This is a genomic window from Streptomyces sp. NPDC055287 (genome assembly GCF_053646035.1).
In genome coordinates this window covers 63122-82770 of record NZ_JBSHNE010000006.1, presented here as the reverse complement: position 1 = coordinate 82770, position 19649 = coordinate 63122, and the positions used below count along the sequence as shown (strand labels likewise).

Here is a 19649-nt window from a genome sequence, read left to right as displayed (position 1 = left end):
CCCCTTCGACCCACTGAACGCGTAACCGTCCGTGCCGCCCTTCGCTGGCGCATCGCCAGGAGAGTAATTTCCTTTCACCCGAGAAAGAAGGAACTCCATGCGGTCCGTTCGAGCCCTCGTCGTCGCCCTTTCCGTGGGCGCTCTCCAGGGACGACCACGATCTCCCGGGCCACAACCTGGAGCACCCTGGCGTCAAGGCCCAGCAGCTCCAGCGCCCCGCGGGCGGGGAAACGGCGACGGCAGGGACCGCAAGAAGGTGCACATCGCTCATGTCCCTCGTGCTACGCCGCCGGCCCGATGCGGGCCTGCCCAGTCCTCCGGGCACGGGCCGGGCGAGACCAGCGTCCTGCCGCACACGAAGCACCTCGGCCGGGCCGGCACCGGCCGCAGAGGGTCCTCGGCTTTCGGCCCACCGGAGTGAAGACCTGGGACACGCGGGGGGGGCACCACCCACCCCCGCCCTGGCTCGTGGCGCCGCCCCAAGGGGCTCGCGGCGCCTGCCCGGCCCCGCACGAGCCCGAGGCCCCGCCCCACACGTCAACCCCGCGCGACCGCCGTGGACCCCCGCACCATCAGCTCCGCCGGCACCGCAGCGATACCCCCCGGAGGCGCCGCCTCCCGTCCCATCGCGAGCCGCCCCGCCCGCGCCCCCGCCTCGTACAGCGGCAGCCGTACGGTCGTCAGTGCCGGCATCGCGTCCGCCGAGAACGGCAGGTCGTCGAAGCCCGCCACCGATACGTCGTCCGGGATGCTCCGCCCCTGCTCCCGCAACGCCGCGCACGCCCCCAGCGCCACCGTGTCGTTCGCCGCGACGACCGCCGTCAGTTCCGGCTCCCGCCGCAGAAGCTCCAGCGTCGCGTCGTACCCGGACCGCCGGTCGTAAGGTCCGTGCACCGTCAGGGGTTCCACCGTGCCCCCCAGCCCGGCCGCCACCATCGCCTCCTGGTGCCCCTCCAGTCGGTGCCGGGTGGTCGTACGTTCCACCGGCCCGGCGACGTATCCGATCCTCCGGTGCCCCAGCGCAAGCAGATGCTCGGTGAGCCGCCGCGCCCCGCCCCGGTTGTCGAACGCCAGCGCGGCCGCCACCGCCTCCCCGCCCCCCGGCAACGCCAACGGCGGGCGCCCGCACAGCACCACCCGTGCACCCCCGTCCGCGAGCTTCGCGAGCTTCGCCGCGACCGCCGCCGAGTGCTCGGGGTCCTCGATCGCGCCCCCGGTGAGAATCACGGCGGCGGCGCGCTGGCGCTGCAACAGCGTGAGGTACGTGAGTTCCCGCTCGGGCGATCCCCCCGTGTTGCAGACGATCGCGAGCTTCTCCCCGCCGGCCCGCCCCGCGCCCGCCCCCTCCGACCCACCGATCTGCGACTGAGCAGCCCCGGCCATGATCCCGAAGAAGGGATCGGCGATGTCGTTCACCAGGATCCCGACGAGATCGGACGTCGCGGCGGCAAGCGCGCTGGCCGGCCCGTTCAGCACGTAGTCGAGCTCGTCGACCGCGCGCAGTACCCGCTCCCTGGTGGTGGCGGCAACCGGGTAGTTGCCGTTGAGCACACGGGAAACCGTGGCCGGGGACACCTGCGCGCGGGCCGCCACGTCCGCCAAGGTCACTGTCATCTGGTCGTCCTCCGGGTCTTGTACGGGCCGCTGCCCGCAGGCTAGCTTCATAGCGTATAGAAAGCGCTTGCTACGGCCGTACGGAGGGAACTCTCGTGACACGCAGGACAGTGCGCATCGCCATGAACGGCGTCACGGGCCGGATGGGGTACCGGCAGCATCTCGTCCGCTCGATACTCGCCGTCCGCGAGCAGGGCGGCCTGGATCTCGGCGGCGGCACGGTCCTGTGGCCGGAGCCCGTCCTGGTCGGCCGCCGCGACCACGCGCTCAGGGAGATCGCCGAACGCCACCACCTCGCCGAGTGGTCCACGGACCTCGACGCGGTCCTCGCCGACGAGACGATCGACATCTACTTCGACGCGCAGCTCACGTCCGCCCGCGAGGAGGCCGTCAAGAAGGCCGTCGCCGCCGGCAAGCACATCTACACGGAGAAGCCCTCGGCCACCGGTCTCGACGCCGCCCTCGGCCTGGCCCGCCTCGCCAGGGACGCCGGCATCAAGCACGGCGTCGTACAGGACAAGATCTTCCTCCCGGGCCTGCTGAAGCTGAAGCGCCTGATCGACGGCGGCTTCTTCGGCGAGGTCCTGTCCATCCGGGGAGAGTTCGGTTACTGGGTCTTCGAGGGCGACTGGCAGGACGCCCAGCGCCCCTCCTGGAACTACCGCGCGGAGGACGGCGGCGGCATCGTCGTCGACATGTTCCCCCACTGGGAGTACGTCCTGCACGAGCTGTTCGGCCGCGTCACGACCGTCCAGGCGCACGTCACGACGCACCTCCCGCAGCGCTGGGACGAGCAGGGCAAGCCGTACGCCGCCACCGCCGACGACGCCGCGTACGGCATCTTCCAGCTGGAGGGCGGCGTGGTGGCCCAGATCAACTCCTCCTGGGCGGTCCGCGTCAACCGCGACGAACTCGTCGAGTTCCAGGTGGACGGAACGCACGGATCGGCGGTCGCCGGCCTGCGCAACTGTCGCGTGCAGCACCGCAGCGCGACCCCCAAGCCGGTCTGGAACCCGGACCTCCCCGTCACGCACTCCTTCCGCGACCAGTGGCAGGAAGTCCCCGACAACGCGGAGTTCGACAACGGCTTCAAGGCCCAGTGGGAGCTGTTCCTGCGCCACGTGGCGCTCGACGAGCCGTACACGTGGGACCTCTTCTCCGGCGCCCGCGGCGTACAGCTCGCGGAGCTCGGCCTCAGATCATCGGCGGAGGGCCGCCGTTACGACGTACCGGAGCTGTCCCTGTGACGATCAGACTCCCCCACGGCGGACCCGGCGGTCACGGCCACCGCACCTACGAGCCCCGCACCGATCACCTCGCTCTCGCACCCCACGGCGCCCCCCTCGTCTCCCGCACGGTCTACTCGGCGGCTCATGTGGTGGCCGACCCGTACGCCGACGTGTCACCCGACTCTCCCGCGGCCGTCGACTGGGACGCCACGCTCGCCTTCCGCCGCCACCTGTGGTCGCACGGTCTGGGGGTGGCCGAGGCGATGGACACCGCGCAGCGCGGCATGGGCCTCGACTGGCCCGGGGCACGTGAACTCGTCCTCCGCTCCGCCGCGGAGGCGAAGGCGGTCGGCGGCGCGATCGCGTGCGGCGTCGGCACCGACCAACTGCCGCCCGGTGAAGCCACTCTGGAGGCCGTCACCGCCGCGTACGAGGAGCAGCTCGCCCTCGTCGAGTCGGCCGGCGCCCGTGCCGTCCTCATGGCGTCCCGGGCGCTCGCGGCGGCCGCCCGCGGCCCCGAGGACTACCTGGCGACGTACGGCCGCCTCGTGCGCCAGGCGGGCGAGCCGGTGATTCTGCACTGGCTGGGCCCGATGTTCGACCCGGAGCTCGACGGCTACTGGGGCAGTACGGACCTGGACGCCGCCACGGAGACCTTCCTGGAGGTCGTCGCCGCGCACCCCGGCAAGGTCGACGGCATCAAGGTCTCGCTCTTGGACGCCCGGCGCGAGACCGCCCTGCGCCGCCGTCTGCCCGAGGGCGTGCGCTGCTACACGGGCGACGACTTCAACTACCCCGAGCTGATCGCGGGTGACGACCAGGGGTTCAGCCACGCCCTGCTCGGCGTCTTCGACCCGCTGGGGCCCCTGGCGGCGGAAGCGGTCCGTACGCTCGACGCGGGCGACGCGAAGGCCTTCCGCGCGCTCCTCGACCCCACCGTCGAGCTGTCACGCCACCTCTTCGAGCCCCCGACCCGCTTCTACAAGACGGGCGTTGTCCTCCTCGCCTGGCTCGCGGGCCACCAGTCGCACTTCACGATGGTCGGCGGCCTCCACTCGGCCCGCTCGCTGCCGCACCTCTCCCGGGCGTACGAACTGGCCGACGGTCTGGGCCTGTTCCCGGACCCGCTCCTTGCCGAAGCCCGTATGAAGACCCTCCTCACCCTGCACGGAGTGGACCAGTGAGCGACCTTTCCAGACTCTCCCTCAACCAGGAGACCATCAAGCAGTGGTCGCTGCCCGAGCTGGCCGAGGGGTGCGTCGAGGGGGGTGTCCCGGGCGTGGGACTGTGGCGCGCTCCGGTCCAGCAGTACGGCGTCGAGCGTGCCGCACGCCTGATGCGGGACGCGGGGCTGGCCGTCACCAGCCTCTGCCGGGGCGGCTTCCTCACGGGCGTGGGCGCCGACCGCGCTCCGGCCCTGGACGACAACCGCCGGGCCGTCGACGAGGCCGCCACGCTCGGCACCGCGACCCTGGTCCTGGTCGCGGGCGGCCTGCCGCCCGGCCACCACGACCTGCACGGGGCGCGCGAGCGCATCGCCGACGCGCTGGCCGAGCTGGCTCCGTACGCCGCCGAACGGGGCGTGCGCCTGGCCGTCGAACCGCTGCACCCGATGTTCGCCTCGGACCGCTGCGTGGTGTCGACCCTGAGCCAGGCTCTCGACCTCGCCGAGCGATTCCCGGTGGAGCGCGTGGGCGTGGTGGTCGACACGTACCACCTGTGGTGGGACGACCGCGTCGCGGCGGACATCGCCCGCGCGGGCGAGCGCGTCGCGGCCTTCCAGCTGGCGGACTGGATCACGCCGCTGCCGGCCGGCGTGCTGCTGGGCCGGGGGCAACTGGGCGACGGCGTGATCGACTTCCGCCGCTTCCGCGAACTGGTGGACGCGGCCGGCTACGCGGGCCCGATCGAGGTGGAGATCTTCAACGAGGGTCTCTGGTCCCGGGACGGCGCGGAAGTGCTGGCAGAGGTGGCGGACCGCTACGTCACGCACGCCCTTCCGGCATGATCGAAATGCTCCGGTTGTGATCAAGGATTGATCATTCACCGACATCTTGTGTCCTCGTCAAATAAATCCAAATCTCTGTGCAACCGTTCCGGCACTCCGCGGGTCCTACTTGGCATCAGGGCTTCTGGGAGGGGATCCGGGGGGATTCAGGGAGGCCTGTAGGGGAGGGATCTGAGGGGCCCGGTCGACGGACCGGGCCTCCTTGGTTTCCTCTCCCAATTCACTCTCCGCCGGGCGTTGTCCGCACGAGGGCTGTCCGCACGGCTCCCGCACTGTCGGACCCCGGCTGTAGCGTCGGATCATGTCCAGTGCAGCAGCGGTTCCGGCAGCGGCCCAGGCGGTGCTCGAAGGGGTCCTGGAGCGGATCACCTACGCCAACGAGGAGAACGGCTACACGGTCGCCCGGGTCGACACGGGGCGCGGTGGCGATCTCCTCACCGTCGTGGGGTCCCTGCTCGGCGCGCAGCCCGGCGAGTCGCTGCGCATGGAAGGGCGCTGGGGCTCGCACCCCCAGTTCGGCAAGCAGTTCACCGTGGAGAACTACACCACCGTGCTGCCCGCCACGATCCAGGGCATCCGTCGCTACCTCGGCTCCGGACTGATCAAGGGCATCGGCCCGGTCATGGCGGACCGGATCACCACGCACTTCGGCGTCGACACCCTGGACGTGATCGAGACCGAGCCGAAGCGGCTGATCGAGGTGCCGGGGCTCGGCCCGAAGCGGACGAAGATGATCGCGGCGGCCTGGGAGGAACAGAAGGCCATCAAGGAGGTCATGATCTTCCTCCAGGGGGTGGGGGTCTCGACCTCCATCGCGGTGCGCATCTACAAGAAGTACGGCGATGCCTCCATCTCGGTCGTCAAGAACGAGCCCTACCGCCTGGCCGCCGACGTCTGGGGCATCGGCTTCCTCACCGCCGACAAGATCGCCCAGTCCGTCGGCATCCCGCACGACAGCCCGGAGCGCGTCAAGGCCGGCCTCCAGTACGCGCTGTCGCAGTCCAGCGACCAGGGCCACTGCTACCTCCCCGAGGAGCAGCTGATCAGCGACGCCGTGAAGCTGCTCCAGGTGGACACCGGCCTGGTCATCGACTGCCTGGCCGAACTGGCGGCGGAGGAAGGCGTCGTACGGGAAAAGGTGCCGCCCGCGGAAGGCGGCGAAGGGGATCCCGTCACCGCCGTGTACCTCGTCCCCTTCCACCGGGCCGAGGTGTCCCTGGCCGCGCAGACCCAGCGCCTCCTGCGCGCCCCCGAGGACCGGATGCCCGCGTTCCGGGACGTGGCCTGGGACAAGGCCCTGGCCTGGCTCGCCGGGCGTACCGGCGCGGAGCTGGCGCCCGAGCAGCAGGCGGCGGTCAGGCTGGCGCTGACCGAGAAGGTCGCCGTGCTGACCGGCGGCCCGGGCTGCGGCAAGTCCTTCACGGTCCGCTCCATCGTGGAGCTGGCCCGCGCCAAGAAGGCCAAGGTGGTACTGGCGGCCCCCACCGGCCGCGCGGCCAAGCGCCTGGCCGAGCTCACCGGGGCCGAGGCGTCCACCGTGCACCGGCTGCTGGAGCTGAAGCCCGGCGGCGACGCGGCGTACGACAGGGACCGCCCGCTGGACGCCGACCTGGTCGTCGTGGACGAGGCATCCATGCTCGACCTGCTGCTGGCCAACAAGCTGGTGAAGGCCGTCGCGCCGGGCGCGCACCTGCTGCTGGTGGGCGACGTCGACCAGCTGCCCTCGGTGGGGGCCGGGGAGGTGCTGCGTGACCTTCTCGCCGACGGGGGGCCGGTGCCGTCCGTCCGGCTCACCCGGATCTTCCGCCAGGCCCAGCAGTCGGGCGTGGTGACGAACGCGCACCGCATCAACTCCGGTGTTCAGCCGATCACCCAGGGCCTCCCGGACTTCTTCCTCTTCGTGGAGGACGAGACCGAGGATGCCGGACGGGTCACGGTCGACGTGGCCGCCCGCCGCATCCCCGCCAAGTTCGGCCTCAACCCGCGGCGCGACATCCAGGTGCTGGCCCCCATGCACCGCGGTCCGGCCGGCGCGGGCGCGCTCAACGGGCTGCTCCAGCAGGCGATCACACCCGCGAGGCCGGACCTCCCGGAGAAGAGGTTCGGCGGCAGGGTGTTCCGCGTCGGAGACAAGGTGACCCAGATTCGCAACAACTACGACAAGGGACAGAACGGGGTCTTCAACGGCACCGTGGGCGTGGTCACCTCGCTCAGCCTGGACGACCAGCGCCTGACGGTGCTGACCGACGAGGACGAGGAGGTTCCGTACGACTTCGACGAGCTGGACGAGCTGGCGCACGCGTACGCCGTCACGATCCACCGCTCGCAGGGCAGCGAGTATCCGGCGGTGGTGATTCCGGTCACCACCGGGGCCTGGATGATGCTCCAGCGCAATCTGCTCTACACGGCGGTCACCCGGGCGAAGAAGCTCGTCGTGCTCGTCGGCTCGCGCAAGGCGATCGGCCAGGCCGTTCGCACCGTTTCCGCAGGCAGGCGGTGTACGGCACTGGATCACCGGCTCGCCGGGCGGATCGTGAGGAGCCGCCCCGGGCGCCAGACCGCCCCATAGGGGGACTGTTCATGGCAAACGTCTCGCTCGACTTCCAGAACCGGGGGTAAGGGGGCAGGATGAGCAGGTTGGCGGCACTGAGTGCCGCGAATGGGCCTAATGGCCGACCCCGAGTGCACTCTGCTGAGCCAAATGGGGGATGGTAGAGACAGTCAGGGCACCTCGAAGAAGAGGCACTACGTCGGTGAGGGATGACGTGAGCGACAACTCTGTAGTACTGCGGTACGGCGATGGCGAGTACACCTACCCGGTGATCGACAGCACCGTCGGCGACAAGGGCTTCGACATCGGGAAGCTCCGGGCTCAGACCGGTCTGGTGACTCTCGACAGCGGATACGGCAATACAGCCGCCTATAAATCCGCGATCACCTACCTCGACGGTGAGCAGGGCATTCTGCGCTATCGCGGATATCCCATCGAGCAGCTGGCCGAGCGCTCCACCTTCGTCGAGGTGGCGTACCTGCTGATCAACGGTGAGCTTCCCAAGGTCGACGAGCTCGCCGCCTTCAGGAACGAGATCACCCAGCACACGCTGCTGCACGAGGACGTGAAGCGGTTCTTCGACGGCTTCCCGCGTGACGCGCACCCGATGGCCATGCTGTCGTCTGTGGTCAGTGCGCTGTCGACGTTCTACCAGGACAGCCACAACCCGTTCGACGAGAAGCAGCGTCATCTTTCGACGATCCGCCTTCTTGCCAAGCTTCCGACCATCGCGGCGTACGCGTACAAGAAGTCGATCGGCCACCCCTTCGTCTACCCGAGCAACGACCTCGGGTACGTCGAGAACTTCCTGCGCATGACCTTCTCGGTCCCGGCGCAGGAATACGTGCCGGACCCGGTCGTGGTCGCGGCGCTCGAGAAGCTGCTGATCCTGCACGCGGACCACGAGCAGAACTGTTCGACCTCCACCGTGCGTCTGGTCGGCTCCTCGCAGGCGAACATGTTCGCCTCGATCTCCGCCGGCATCAGCGCCCTGTGGGGCCCGCTGCACGGTGGCGCCAACCAGTCGGTGCTGGAGATGCTCGAGGGCATCCAGGCCGACGGCGGCGACGTCGACAACTTCATCCGCAAGGTGAAGAACAAGGAAGACGGCGTGAAGCTCATGGGCTTCGGGCACCGCGTCTACAAGAACTTCGACCCCCGCGCGAAGATCATCAAGGCGGCGGCGCACGACGTTCTCTCCGCCCTGGGCAAGGACGACGAGCTGCTCGACATCGCGCTCAAGCTCGAAGAGCACGCGCTGGCCGACGACTACTTCGTGGAGCGCAAGCTCTACCCGAACGTCGACTTCTACACCGGCCTGATCTACCGGGCCATGGGCTTCCCGACCGAGATGTTCACGGTGCTCTTCGCGCTGGGCCGTCTCCCGGGCTGGATCGCCCAGTGGCACGAGATGATCAAGGAGCCGGGCTCCCGCATCGGCCGCCCGCGCCAGATCTACACCGGCGAGGTCCTGCGCGACTTCGTCCCGGTCGAGGGCCGCTGAGCGACCCTGCCCCACCGCGTCACCCGCTGAAAAGCGGAAAGCGCCCCGCTGCCGATCCCCCCACGGGTCGACAAGGCGGGGCGCTTCCCTTTTCCCGGAGCGGATTCCCCCCACGGGATCCGGCCGGGCGTCTGTTGGGTGCAGAAGCTCCACACGCGGTCTGCCGGGACGCGTACGTACGGGAGGGCCGCTCAAAGCTCCCCGGTGCACGTGCCCCGGCCAACGCTTGCCCGGAATGTCCCCCAAGACATATCCGCGAACGTCCCCCAAGACGTTCTTGGCATCGCCCACTTAGACTCGCGAGCCGGCCGAATGGTTACCCTCAAATCTCAGTGACGTGAGTCACTTTGTGTGCGTCCTGTGAAGGTACGCAGCCGGAGGCTGTTTGTCACTACGAACACCGAGGAAAACGCCATCGCAAATCCGGCGATCATGGGGTTGAGCAGCCCGGCGGCCGCCAACGGCAGGGCGGCGACGTTGTAGCCGAAGGCCCAGAACAGGTTGCCCCTGATGGTGCTCAGTGTGCGGCGGGACAGCCGGATCGCGTCCGCCGCCACCCGCAGATCTCCACGAACGAGCGTCAGATCGCCCGCCTCGATGGCAGCGTCCGTACCCGTACCCATCGCGAGCCCGAGATCGGCGGTGGCCAGCGCCGCCGCGTCGTTGACGCCGTCGCCGACCATCGCCACGCGGCGCCCCTGGGCCTGCAGTCGCTTCACCACGTCGACCTTGTCCTGCGGCAGGACCTCGGCGTACACCTCAGCCGGGCCGATCCCGACCGCACGGGCCACCGACTCGGCCACCGCCCGGTTGTCGCCGGTCAGCAGGACCGGGGCGAGGCCGAGCTCGCGCAGCCGCGCCACCGCCTCGGCGCTGGTCTCCTTGACCGCGTCGGCGACGGCCAGGACGCCGCGCGCCGACCCGTCCCAGGCCACGGCCATCGCCGTATGCCCCCGGGCCTCCGCGGCCGCCTTGGCCTCGGCCAGCTCACGCGGCAGTTCCACGCCCGCTTCGGCGAGCAGCGCCTCCCGGCCGACGAGCACCTCGCGCCCGTCGACCACACCGCGCACCCCGAGCCCCGCCACGTTCTCGAACTTCTCCACGCCGGGAAGCGGCCCGGTCCGCGCGGCGGCGCCTGCCGCGACGGCGCGCGCGACCGGGTGCTCGGAGGCGTGCTCCAGCGCGCCGGCCAGGCGCAGCAGCAAGGTCTCGTCCGTGCCGGGCGCCGGGACGACGTCCTGGAGCTCCATCCGCCCCGTCGTGACCGTCCCGGTCTTGTCGAGCACGACGGTGTCCACGCGGCGGGTCGATTCCAGCACCTCCGGGCCCTTGATCAGGATGCCGAGCTGGGCGCCGCGCCCGGTGCCGACCATGAGCGCGGTCGGTGTGGCCAGCCCCAGGGCGCACGGGCACGCGATGATCAGCACCGCCACAGCCGCCGTGAAGGAGGCGGTCGGGTCGTCCGTGAGCAGCAGCCACGTCACGAGCGTGCCGAGTGCGATGAGCAGGACGACCGGCACGAAGACCGCGGCGACGCGGTCGGCAAGGCGCTGCACCTGCGCCTTGCCGTTCTGGGCGTCCTCGACCAGACGGGCCATCCGGGCGAGCTGGGTGTCGGCGCCGACCCTGGTGGCCTCGACGACTATCCGGCCGGCGGCGTTCACGGTGGCGCCGGTGACCGTGTCCCCGGTGGTCACGTCCACCGGCACGGATTCGCCGGTCAGCATGGACGCGTCGACGGCCGAGGAGCCTTCGGTGACGGTGCCGTCGGTGGCGATCTTCTCGCCGGGGCGTACGACGAAGTGGTCCCCGACGGCTAGGTCGCCGACCGGGATGCGTACCTCCGTACCGCCTCGCAGGACCGTCACGTCCTTTGATCCGAGCTCCATGAGCGCGCGCAGCGCGGAGCCCGCCCGTCGCTTGGCCTTCGCTTCCAGGTAGCGGCCGAGGAGGATGAACGTGACGACACCCGCGGCGACTTCGAGGTAGATCGCCGAAGCGCCGTCGGTGCGCTGTGACGCGGTCAACTCGAATGCGTGGCGCATGCCGGGCATGCCCGCGTGCCCGAAGAACAGGGCCCACAGTGACCAGCCGAAAGCGGCGAGGGTGCCGACCGAGACGAGGGTGTCCATGGTGGCGGCGCCGTGGCGCAGGTTCGTCCAGGTGGCGCGGTGGAACGGCAGCCCGCCCCAGACGACGACCGGCGCGGCGAGCGTCAGCGAGAGCCACTGCCAGTTGTCGAACTGGAGCGAGGGGACCATCGCCAGTACGACGACGGGGGCGGAGAGCACGAGCGAGACGAGGAAGCGCTGCCGCAAGGAATCGAGCGCCGGGTCGCGCCGGCGCCCGGCCGGTGCCTGCTGGGCGGGGGGCGCGGTGGGCGGCGGGGGCTCCTCGGCGGTGTAGCCGGTCTTCTCGACGGTGGCGACGATGTCCGCGACGCCCACCCCGGCGGCGTAACTGACCTTGGCCTTCGCCGTCGCGTAGTTGACGGTGGCGTAGACACCGTCCATCCGGTTGAGCTTCTTCTCGATGCGGGCGGCGCAGGAGGCGCAGGTCATGCCGCCGATGGTGAGCTCGACCTGGGTGGTGTCCACGGCCGGTGCCCGGCTCGGCGTCGGCGTCTGCGTCGGCGTCTGGGCGGGCGCCTCGTGCGCTGTGCTGGTCATCTTCTCGCTCCAGGAAAGCGGGCCGGGCCGTACGGAAGCCAGTATGAACTGGTCCGGTACGGCCCGGCCGGGGAAGGCGGTGCGGGTGTTGCTGGTCGGGTGGTTCGGGTGGTTCGGCTCGTGTGGGTGGTTCCGGTGGTTCGCGTCTTCGCGCGGTCCTCGGGCCCCTGTCTCAGGCCTGGCCGACGAGCTCGTAACCGGCCTCGTCGACGGCCGCACGTACGGCTTCCACGTCCAGCGGCGCATCGGAGACGACCGTCACCTGGCCGGTGGAGGCGACCGCCTTCACCGAGGTGACTCCGGGGATCTCCGAGACCTCGCCGGCGACGGCGCCCTCGCAGTGGCCGCAGGTCATCCCGCTCACCTGGTAGACGGTGGTGACGGCGCCCACCTGGGCCTCGGCCGAGGAGTCGTGGCAGGAGCCGGACGGCGAGCAGCAGGAGCCGGTCGCGGGGGCCTCGGTCTTCGTCTCGGCGGTCATGTCGGTTCTCCCTCTCGAAGGCTTGCGCAGTCGTGGTGCCGCAGAAAGCCGCGGGGGATGCCGTGGCTTCTGACGCTGCCAAGACTATACCCCTAGGGGGTATAAAGGCGAGCGGCTCGCCGCGGCGGCTCACTCCGTGGCGGTGTCCGTGAACGCGCAGTCGCCGATGACCGGGTCCAAGTAGCGCTGCAGGGTGGTCTTCAACTCGGCGGCGTACCCCTCGCGTTCCGTGCCCTCGTGACCGAGGACCAGCATGAGCCCGGCCTGGAACACGGCGAAGGTCATGTTCGCCACGCGTGAGAGGTCGGCGGCCGGTGTGCCGGGGAGGAATCCGGCGAGGAGTCCCTCGATGCGGGCGAGCAGGGCGGAGTGCAGGGCGTTGAACTCCTGCGCGAGCTGACCGGGGCTGCCGGGGGCCTGAGTGAGGACGGCGAAGGCCGGGTTCTCGACGTTGAACCTGATCAGCGGGTCGAGATAGGCGTCCAGCAGCTCGGGGAGGGGCAGGGCGAGATTCTCGGGAGTGAGCGCGCCCTTCTGGGAGTCGTTCCATTCCTGGAGGAGCCGGCCGCCGAGCTCGACGGCGATGGCCTCCTTGTTCGGGAAGAACTGGTAGAGCGTGCCGGGGGAGACGCCGGCCTCGCGGGCGATGGCGTTGGTGCTGGCGGCGGTGTAGCCGGACGTGACGAAGACGTTCGCGGCGGCGTCGAGGAGCTGGGCGATGCGGCGCTCGCCGCGAGCCTGACGGCGGCGAGGCTTCGCCGCGTCCTCGGTCGCTTCGGAGGCCGCCGTCGCTTCGGTCGGCGTGGCGCTCTTCGTCCTCGCGGCGCTTTCGACGCCTTCGGCGCTCCCGGTGTCCGGCACGTGAATCCCCAGCTTTCAAGGAGTGGTTGACAAACGCGAGTGTGCGCTCGCATTCTTGAGCAATGCGAGCGATGGCTCGTGTTTGCCAGTCTATGGCAATGGGCGACCTGTGCCACAGGTCACGGTGAAGGGGACACCGCACCATGTCCGAAGTCAACAACCCGCCCGGGGTGGGGGGATGGACCCGGTTCGTCACCGCGCGGCCGAAGCTGTCCTTGCTGGTCGCCCTGGTGATCACGGCGCTCGCCGTGTTCGCGGGGAGCGGGGTCGCCGACCGGATGGGCAGCGGCGGCTGGGAGGACCCGGCCGCCGAGTCGACGTACGCGACCGAGGCCCTGGAGCGGGAGTTCCCGGCCTCCCAGCCGAACCTGCTGCTGCTCGTGGACAGCGGGCGCGCGAAGGTGGACGATCCGGCGGTCGCGGCGGAAGCGAAACGGCTGGGCGAGCGGCTCGCCGCCGAGAAGGACGTCACGGGCGTCGGGTCGTACTGGTCGACGGGCTCGCCCGCGCTGCGGGCCGAGGACAGTGGGCAGGCGCTGATCGCCGCCCGGATCGAGGGGGACGAGAAAGCCGCGTCGGAGGTTCTCGCTCGGATAGCACCCGAGTACGGGGGGAAGCACGGCCCCGTGGACGTGTCGATCGGCGGGCCCGTCGCCGTGCAGCACGAGATGACGACCATCATCCAGGAGGACCTGCTGCGGGCCGAGATGATCGCCCTGCCGGTGACACTCGTACTGCTGGTGATGGTCTTCGGGAGCGCGATCGCGGCCCTGCTGCCGCTGGGCGTCGGAATCGTCGCGATCCTCGGGACGAACGCCGTGCTGCGCGGCATCACGGAGTTCACCGACGTCTCGGTCTTCGCGCAGAACCTCACCACGGCGCTCGGACTCGGACTCGCCATCGACTACGCGCTCTTCATCGTGCGCCGGTTCCGGGAAGAGCTGGCGGCGGGGGCGGAGACCCGCGAGGCCGTCGGCACGACGCTTCGCACCGCTGGGCGCACGGTGCTGTTCTCCGCGCTGACGGTCGCCGTGTCGCTGGCGGCGATGCTGGTCTTCCCGCAGTACTTCCTGCGCTCCTTCGCCTACGCCGGCATCGCGGTCGTGCTGCTGGCGGCGGCGGCCGCGCTGATCCTGCTTCCGGCCGCGCTCATGCTGCTGGGGCACCGGGTCAACTCCCTGGACCTGCGCCGCCTCCTGCGGCGCGGACGGGCCGGTACGTCACGGGAGTCAGGGTCGCTGCCGGAGCAGTCGTCGGGGCAGTCGTCGGGGCTGCCGGAGGAGTCCGGGAAGGGCTGGGCGCGTACGGCTTCGCTGGTGATGCGGCGTGCACCGCTCTTCGCCTTCGTCACCATCACTGGTCTCGTGCTGCTCGGACTGCCGTTCCTGGGCGTGAAGTTCGGGACGCCGGACGACCGGCAGCTGCCGTCGTCGGCCGAGTCCCACGTCGTGCAGCAACAGATCCGGGACGGCTTCCCGGGCAGCCCCGACGGGGGACTCGAGGTGCTGGCCGAGGGACGCGGTACGCCGGAGCAGTATGCCGCCTACCGCGAGCGGATAGCCGCGCTCCCCGGTGCGCTGCGGGTCGACGGGCCGGTGCGCACCGGAACGTCCGCCTACTTCACCGTGCTGCCCGAGGGGGAGGCCGTGGGGGAGGGGGCCCAGCGGCTCGTGCACGACCTGCGGGACGAGCCGGCTCCGTTCGACACCTCGGTGACCGGCCGGGCCGCCGTACTGGAGGATTCGAAGGCCGCCATCGGCGACCGGCTGCCCATGGCTCTGGGGATCATCGTGACGGTCACCCTGCTGCTGGTGTTCCTGCTCACCGGCAGTGTGCTGATACCGATTCAGGCCGTGGTGCTCAACGCCCTCAGCCTCACGGCGATGTTCGGGGCCGTGGTCTGGGTCTTCCAGGACGGCAACCTCTCCGGTCTGCTGGCCTTCACCTCCACCGGCGACATCGAGACGACACTGCCGGTGCTGATGTTCTGCGTAGCCTTCGGGCTTTCCATGGACTACGGCGTCTTCCTGCTCTCCCGGATCAAGGAGGAGTACGACCGCACGGGGGACCACGAGCACGCGGTGCGCTTCGGTCTCCGGCGCACCGGCGGGCTGATCACCGCGGCGGCCGTGATCCTGGCCGTGGTGATGGTGGGCATCGGTACCTCACGGGTGACCAACACCAAGATGCTGGGGCTCGGGATCGCGCTCGCGGTGCTGATGGACGCGATGGTGGTGCGCAGCCTGCTGGTGCCCTCGGTGATGAAGCTGACGGGGCGGGCCACTTGGTGGGCACCGGGGCCGCTGCGCCGCTTCCACGACCGGTTCGGTGTCAGCGAGGGCGGTGGCGGGAGCGAGGGCAGCGGTCCGGGGGGCCGTGAGGCCGAGGTCCCGGCCGAGTCCGCGGGCGGGTCCGCGACCTCGGAGCGTGTTCCGGACCCGGACGGACGGGACCGGGTCACGGTGGACGGCTAGGTCCGGGCCGGCTGCGGGGCGAAGTCCAGGTCCGGGCCGACTGCGGTTGGGTTCGTCCCACTCGTGGAGCACGACCTCGCCGACATGCATGCGTGAACCCCGGAACCGGAGTTCCAGGGTTCCGGGGTTCACGCAGACCTACTGGTATTCACCTGTACCGGCGGGTCGAGCAATGCTCCCGCGTCGCCGTCAGATGCCGGTCGTCTGCACCGAGACGAGGCCGGTGACCTGCGAAAGGGGAAGGGTGGCCGCGAGGGACTGGGCAGCCCCGGCCACGTCGCCGACGCTCACGCAGGCACCGTGACCGGCGACATCGGCGCTGACGCCGGCCGTACCACCGGAAATGCTGTCCAGCGCGCTGTCGGAAAGCTCGCCGGTCTCGACCTCGGAGGTGAAGTTCTCGCGCATTACTCGGCCTTTCATTGAATGCGGTGGGGTTTCCGCAGCGGATGCAATCACGCCCGCAGGCCGCCCGGCAATATATTCCGGGGTCTCCTCCCAGTGCACACTTCGACGCCACAGAATCCCCCTGACGTGCAGTTTTGCCCTCGTGAAATAGCCCCGCAAATGAGTGGCGCGGCATACCAGAAAGGAGATGGCGGGAGATGTCTGCATGTGTGGTGTATCGATGCACAGGTGAAGCGAAAGCGGCATTTAGCGGCGCGGGCGGCCGAATGTGGCGCCGGTCTCCGGTTGGGGACGATCGGGGTGATCGGGGTGATCGGGGTGATCGCGGAGGCCGACGCCGTCCGGCTCTAGTCCTTGCGGCCTCTGTTGCCCGGCCGGCGTGAGACCCAGGTGCGGATGGTTTCCGCGTACCAGTAGGGCTTGCCGCTCTCCACGTGGTCGGGCGCGGGAAGCAACCCGTGCTTTCGGTACGAGCGCACGGTGTCCGGCTGGACCCGGATGTGCGCGGCGATCTCCTTGTACGACCAGAGCTTGCGGTCAGTCATCTGTGGCACCTCCCTGCGTGCGCCTCAGCGGCGGCCGGGGGGCCGTCGCGGGGGCTGGGGCGCGAACGCTGGCGATCACTCAGCCTGTGTCCGTTGAACGACGCAGAGTGGCGATCGGGGAGGGGCTGTCGTATGCCTGTGACGGAAGATCTGCGTAACGGAGACATGTGTGACAGGAGTTCAATAAATGTGACGTGTGTGATGCCTGGTCCGAGGCGCCTGGGGGCCCTTGGGGCTAGGCGCCACAGGAGCGCAGGAAGTGGCGCGTGCGCCGCGCGATGGGGAAGGGCTTGTCCGGCGGGCACGGGTACATGTCCTGCTCGACGATGGCGAACAGGTCCACGTCCAGCCGCCGGGCCGCCGCCAGCACGGGCTCCAGTGCCGGCACTCCGGCAGGTGGCTCGCACATCACGCCCCGCCCCACGGCGGGCCCGAACGGCACTTCGCTCGCCACGACTTCGGCGAGAATCGCCGGGTCCACCTGCTTGAGGTGGAGGTAGCCGATCCGCTCTCCGTACGTCTCGATGAGCTTGACGCTGTCCCCGCCGCAGTACGCGTAGTGGCCGGTGTCCAGGCAGAGCGACACCAGGGTGGAGTCGGTCGCGTCCAGGAAACGGGTGACGTTCTCCTCGCTGTCGATGTGGGTGTCCGCGTGCGGGTGGACGACGATCTTCAGCCCATACCGCTCACGCACCTCGCGCCCGAGCCGCTCGGTCTGCCGGGCGAGCGTGCGCCACTGAGCGGCCGTCAGTGTGCGCTCCTCCAGTACTGCGCCGGTCTTGTCGTCCCGCCAGAACGACGGGATGACGACCAGGTGCTCCGCGCCCATGGCCCTGGTCAGCTCGGCGACATCGGCGACGTGGCGCCAGGTGGCGTCCCAGACCTCCGGCCCGCGGTGCAGCCCGGTGAAGACCGTGCCCGCCGATACGGACAGGCCCCGGCGGCGCGTTTCGTCGGTGAGGCGGGCGGGATCGGTCGGGAGATAGCCGTACGGGCCGAGTTCGATCCAGGGGTACCCCGCCTCGGCGACCTCGTCGAGGAAGCGTTCCCAGGGCACTTGTCGCGGGTCTTCGGGGAACCAGACTCCCCAGGAATCGGGGGCGGATCCGACCCGGATGCGGGTCGGCGCAGGTGCGGGAGAGGTCATGGGCGCCAGCTTTCCGGCCGCCCGGGAAAGGTGTCAAGCGTTCGTCCGAATGTAAGGACAAAGTGTTGACAGGGCGCGGCGGAGCCCACTAGACCTGGGGGCAGTCGCCGGACCGGAGGGACGCGCATGCTGCCCAACTCGTACGAGCCGTACGACCTGATCACGATGGGCCGGATCGGGGTGGACCTCTATCCGCTGCAAGCCGGGGTCCCGCTGGCGCAGGTCGACGCGTTCGGCAAGTTCCTCGGCGGATCGGCCACGAACGTGGCGGTCGCGGCGTCCAGGCTGGGCAGGCGTACGGCCGTCATCACCCGCACCGGGGCCGACCCCTTCGGCGACTATCTCCACCAGCAGCTGCGGGAGTTCGGCGTCGACGACCGCTGGGTGACGGGGGTCGCGGACCTGCCGACCCCGGTGACGTTCTGCGAGATCTTCCCGCCGGACGACTTCCCGCTCTACTTCTACCGGCAGCCGAAGGCGCCGGACCTGGAGCTGCGGGCCCAGGAACTCGACCTGGACGCGATCCGTTCGGCGCGGATCTTCTGGATGACCGGCACCGGTCTGTGCGAGGAGCCGAGCCGCTCGGCGACGCTCGCGGCGCTCGAAGCGCGCAGCGACCCGGGTGGTATTACGGTCTTCGACCTCGACTGGCGGCCCATGTTCTGGAAGACCCCCGAGACCCCCGAGACCCCCGAGACCCCCGAGACCCCGGAGACCCCCGGGGCGCCCAGGGCGGACGGGGCGCCCGGGGCGGACGGGGCGGACGGGGCGCCCGGGGCGGACGGAGTGGGGCCGGCCGGCCCCGGCCGCCCCGACTCCGTCCGGGCCCGCTCGTACTACGCCGAGGCCCTTCGCCACGCCACCGTCGCCGTCGGCAACCTCGACGAGTGCGAGGTCGCCACCGGGGAGCGCGAGCCGTACGCCGCCGCCCGCGCGCTCCTCGCCGCCGGTCTCGAACTCGCCGTCGTCAAGCAGGGACCCAAGGGCGTGCTGGCCATGCGCAGCAACGGTGAGACGGCCGAAGTGCCGCCTGTCCCGGTCGAGGTGCTCAACGGCCTCGGCGCCGGCGACGCCTTCGGCGGGGCCCTGTGCCACGGCCTGCTGGCCGGCTGGGAGCTGGATCAGGTCATGCGGTACGCCAACGCGGCCGGCGCCATCGTCGCCTCACGCCTCGCCTGCTCGTCCGCCATGCCTCGCCCCGCAGAGGTCGACCACGTCCTCGTCGACGGCCGGGTCCCCGCGCAGGAGCCCACGTCGTGACCACCGGCCTGCGCATCTCCGACCTCGTACGGGTACGGACCCGCCACCCCGAAGCGATCGCCGAAGCCGCCGCCCGCCGCCCCCGCAGACCCCTGATCGGCGCCGGCGGACGCCTCATGATCATCGCCGCCGACCACCCGGCCCGGGGCGCCCTCGGCGTCGGCGACCACGAACTCGCCATGGCGGCCCGTCCCGACCTGCTGGAACGGCTCTGCCTGGCGCTTTCCCGCCCCGGCGTCGACGGCGTGCTGGCCGCCGCCGACATCCTCGACGACCTGCTCCTCCTCGGAGCCCTCGACGGCAAGATCGTCATCGGCTCCATGAACCGAGGCGGCCTGGCCGGCGCCGCCTTCGAACTCGACGACCGCTTCACCGGCCCCCGCGCCGAGGATCTGGAGCGCCGCGGCTTCGACGCGGGCAAGCTGCTCCTGCGCATCGACTACGACGACGCCGGTTCGCTGGACACCCTCCACGCCACCGCCCGCACCATCGACGCCATGGCCGAACGCCGGCTGCCGGTCTTCGTCGAGCCGTTCATCTCCCGCCGCGTGAACGGCAAAGTCCACAACGACCTGACTGCCGACGCCGTCACCCGCTCCATCGCCATCGCCTCCGGCCTCGCCGGCACCTCGGCGTACACCTGGCTGAAGGTCCCCGTGACGGAGAACCCGGACGACATGGCGCGGGTCATGGAGACCTCCACGCTCCCCGCCGTGCTGCTCGGCGGCGAGGTCGGCACCGACCAGGACGCGGCGTACGAGAAGTGGCGCAAGGCGCTCCGGCTGCCGACCGTCCAGGGGCTGGTCGTCGGCCGGTCGCTGCTCTATCCGGCCGACGGGGACGTGGCGGGTGCGGTCGACACGGCCGTGGGACTGCTGTAGCGCGAGGCCTACGGGTA

The 19649-nt window shown here is 70.5% G+C and carries 15 protein-coding genes; 8 read left to right on the top strand and 7 right to left on the bottom strand.

Annotated elements, in window-relative coordinates; translation table 11 throughout:
• Positions 1-537 precede the first annotated feature (537 nt).
• Positions 538-1614 carry a LacI family DNA-binding transcriptional regulator gene (locus ACWIHY_RS12150; RefSeq protein ID WP_454375545.1) on the bottom strand — a complete coding sequence of 359 codons (1077 nt, stop codon included), beginning with the start codon at positions 1612-1614 and terminating at the stop codon, positions 538-540.
• A 95-nt stretch (positions 1615-1709) separates the two neighbouring features.
• Between ACWIHY_RS12150 and ACWIHY_RS12145 the strand changes: the two genes are divergently transcribed.
• From ACWIHY_RS12145 to ACWIHY_RS12125, 5 genes are all read left to right on the top strand, one after another.
• Positions 1710-2861, top strand: coding sequence for a Gfo/Idh/MocA family protein (locus ACWIHY_RS12145; RefSeq protein ID WP_454375544.1), 1152 nt, complete (start codon positions 1710-1712; stop codon positions 2859-2861).
• Complete coding sequence (locus tag ACWIHY_RS12140) at positions 2858-4027, top strand: dihydrodipicolinate synthase family protein (RefSeq protein ID WP_454375543.1); 1170 nt, start codon at positions 2858-2860, stop codon at positions 4025-4027. Before ACWIHY_RS12145 ends, ACWIHY_RS12140 begins: the two co-directional genes overlap by 4 nt.
• Positions 4024-4851, top strand: coding sequence for a sugar phosphate isomerase/epimerase family protein (locus tag ACWIHY_RS12135; RefSeq protein WP_454375542.1), 828 nt, complete (start codon positions 4024-4026; stop codon positions 4849-4851). The genes ACWIHY_RS12140 and ACWIHY_RS12135 overlap by 4 nt, the downstream gene beginning before the upstream one ends.
• A 301-nt stretch (positions 4852-5152) precedes the next feature.
• Positions 5153-7420 (top strand): SF1B family DNA helicase RecD2, encoded by a 2268-nt coding sequence (gene recD2 / locus ACWIHY_RS12130; RefSeq protein ID WP_454375541.1) that lies wholly within the window; start codon positions 5153-5155, stop codon positions 7418-7420.
• 196 nt (positions 7421-7616) lie between these two features.
• Positions 7617-8906, top strand: coding sequence for a citrate synthase (locus ACWIHY_RS12125; RefSeq protein WP_454375540.1), 1290 nt, complete (start codon positions 7617-7619; stop codon positions 8904-8906).
• 329 nt (positions 8907-9235) lie between these two features.
• Here ACWIHY_RS12125 and ACWIHY_RS12120 read toward each other — a convergent pair whose 3' ends face one another.
• The 3 genes from ACWIHY_RS12120 to ACWIHY_RS12110 form a co-directional block, all read right to left on the bottom strand.
• Positions 9236-11575, bottom strand: a complete 2340-nt coding sequence (locus tag ACWIHY_RS12120) for a heavy metal translocating P-type ATPase (protein ID WP_454375539.1) — start codon at positions 11573-11575, stop codon at positions 9236-9238.
• Between the two features lie 172 nt (positions 11576-11747).
• Positions 11748-12056 carry a heavy-metal-associated domain-containing protein gene (locus tag ACWIHY_RS12115; protein ID WP_454375538.1) on the bottom strand — a complete coding sequence of 103 codons (309 nt, stop codon included), beginning with the start codon at positions 12054-12056 and terminating at the stop codon, positions 11748-11750.
• A 129-nt stretch (positions 12057-12185) separates the two neighbouring features.
• Positions 12186-12917, bottom strand: coding sequence for a TetR/AcrR family transcriptional regulator (locus ACWIHY_RS12110; protein ID WP_454375537.1), 732 nt, complete (start codon positions 12915-12917; stop codon positions 12186-12188).
• A 143-nt stretch (positions 12918-13060) separates the two neighbouring features.
• On the opposite strand from ACWIHY_RS12110, the gene ACWIHY_RS12105 reads away from it, so the two are divergent.
• The gene (locus tag ACWIHY_RS12105; RefSeq protein ID WP_454375536.1) at positions 13061-15391 is read left to right on the top strand and encodes an MMPL family transporter; all 2331 of its coding nucleotides are present in this window, start codon (positions 13061-13063) and stop codon (positions 15389-15391) included.
• 189 nt (positions 15392-15580) lie between these two features.
• Here ACWIHY_RS12105 and ACWIHY_RS12100 read toward each other — a convergent pair whose 3' ends face one another.
• The 3 genes from ACWIHY_RS12100 to ACWIHY_RS12090 form a co-directional block, all read right to left on the bottom strand.
• Complete coding sequence (locus ACWIHY_RS12100; protein WP_454375535.1) at positions 15581-16006, bottom strand: hypothetical protein; 426 nt, start codon at positions 16004-16006, stop codon at positions 15581-15583.
• 140 nt (positions 16007-16146) lie between these two features.
• On the bottom strand, positions 16147-16344 hold the full coding sequence (locus tag ACWIHY_RS12095; protein ID WP_454375534.1) for a helix-turn-helix transcriptional regulator: 198 nt from the start codon (positions 16342-16344) through the stop codon (positions 16147-16149).
• Positions 16345-16579: 235 nt separating this feature from the next.
• Positions 16580-17491: a sugar phosphate isomerase/epimerase family protein gene (locus tag ACWIHY_RS12090; RefSeq protein ID WP_454375533.1), complete on the bottom strand. Its 912-nt coding sequence runs from the start codon at positions 17489-17491 to the stop codon at positions 16580-16582.
• A 126-nt stretch (positions 17492-17617) separates the two neighbouring features.
• Between ACWIHY_RS12090 and iolC the strand changes: the two genes are divergently transcribed.
• Together iolC and ACWIHY_RS12080 are read left to right on the top strand one after the other, a co-directional pair.
• Positions 17618-18751: a 5-dehydro-2-deoxygluconokinase gene (gene iolC / locus ACWIHY_RS12085; RefSeq protein WP_454375532.1), complete on the top strand. Its 1134-nt coding sequence runs from the start codon at positions 17618-17620 to the stop codon at positions 18749-18751.
• A 14-nt stretch (positions 18752-18765) separates the two neighbouring features.
• Positions 18766-19632 (top strand): Cgl0159 family (beta/alpha)8-fold protein, encoded by an 867-nt coding sequence (locus ACWIHY_RS12080; RefSeq protein ID WP_454375767.1) that lies wholly within the window; start codon positions 18766-18768, stop codon positions 19630-19632.
• Positions 19633-19649 lie beyond the last annotated feature (17 nt).

Coding starts and splice junctions, on each gene's coding strand:
- ACWIHY_RS12150 (WP_454375545.1), bottom strand. CDS start 1,614: ATGACAGTGACCTTGGCGGACGTGGCGGCCCGCGCGCAGGTGTCCCCG.
- recD2 (WP_454375541.1), top strand. CDS start 5,153: ATGTCCAGTGCAGCAGCGGTTCCGGCAGCGGCCCAGGCGGTGCTCGAA.
- ACWIHY_RS12120 (WP_454375539.1), bottom strand. CDS start 11,575: ATGACCAGCACAGCGCACGAGGCGCCCGCCCAGACGCCGACGCAGACG.
- ACWIHY_RS12115 (WP_454375538.1), bottom strand. CDS start 12,056: ATGACCGCCGAGACGAAGACCGAGGCCCCCGCGACCGGCTCCTGCTGC.
- ACWIHY_RS12105 (WP_454375536.1), top strand. CDS start 13,061: ATGTCCGAAGTCAACAACCCGCCCGGGGTGGGGGGATGGACCCGGTTC.
- ACWIHY_RS12100 (WP_454375535.1), bottom strand. CDS start 16,006: ATGCAGACATCTCCCGCCATCTCCTTTCTGGTATGCCGCGCCACTCAT.
- ACWIHY_RS12095 (WP_454375534.1), bottom strand. CDS start 16,344: ATGACTGACCGCAAGCTCTGGTCGTACAAGGAGATCGCCGCGCACATC.
- ACWIHY_RS12090 (WP_454375533.1), bottom strand. CDS start 17,491: ATGACCTCTCCCGCACCTGCGCCGACCCGCATCCGGGTCGGATCCGCC.
- iolC (WP_454375532.1), top strand. CDS start 17,618: ATGCTGCCCAACTCGTACGAGCCGTACGACCTGATCACGATGGGCCGG.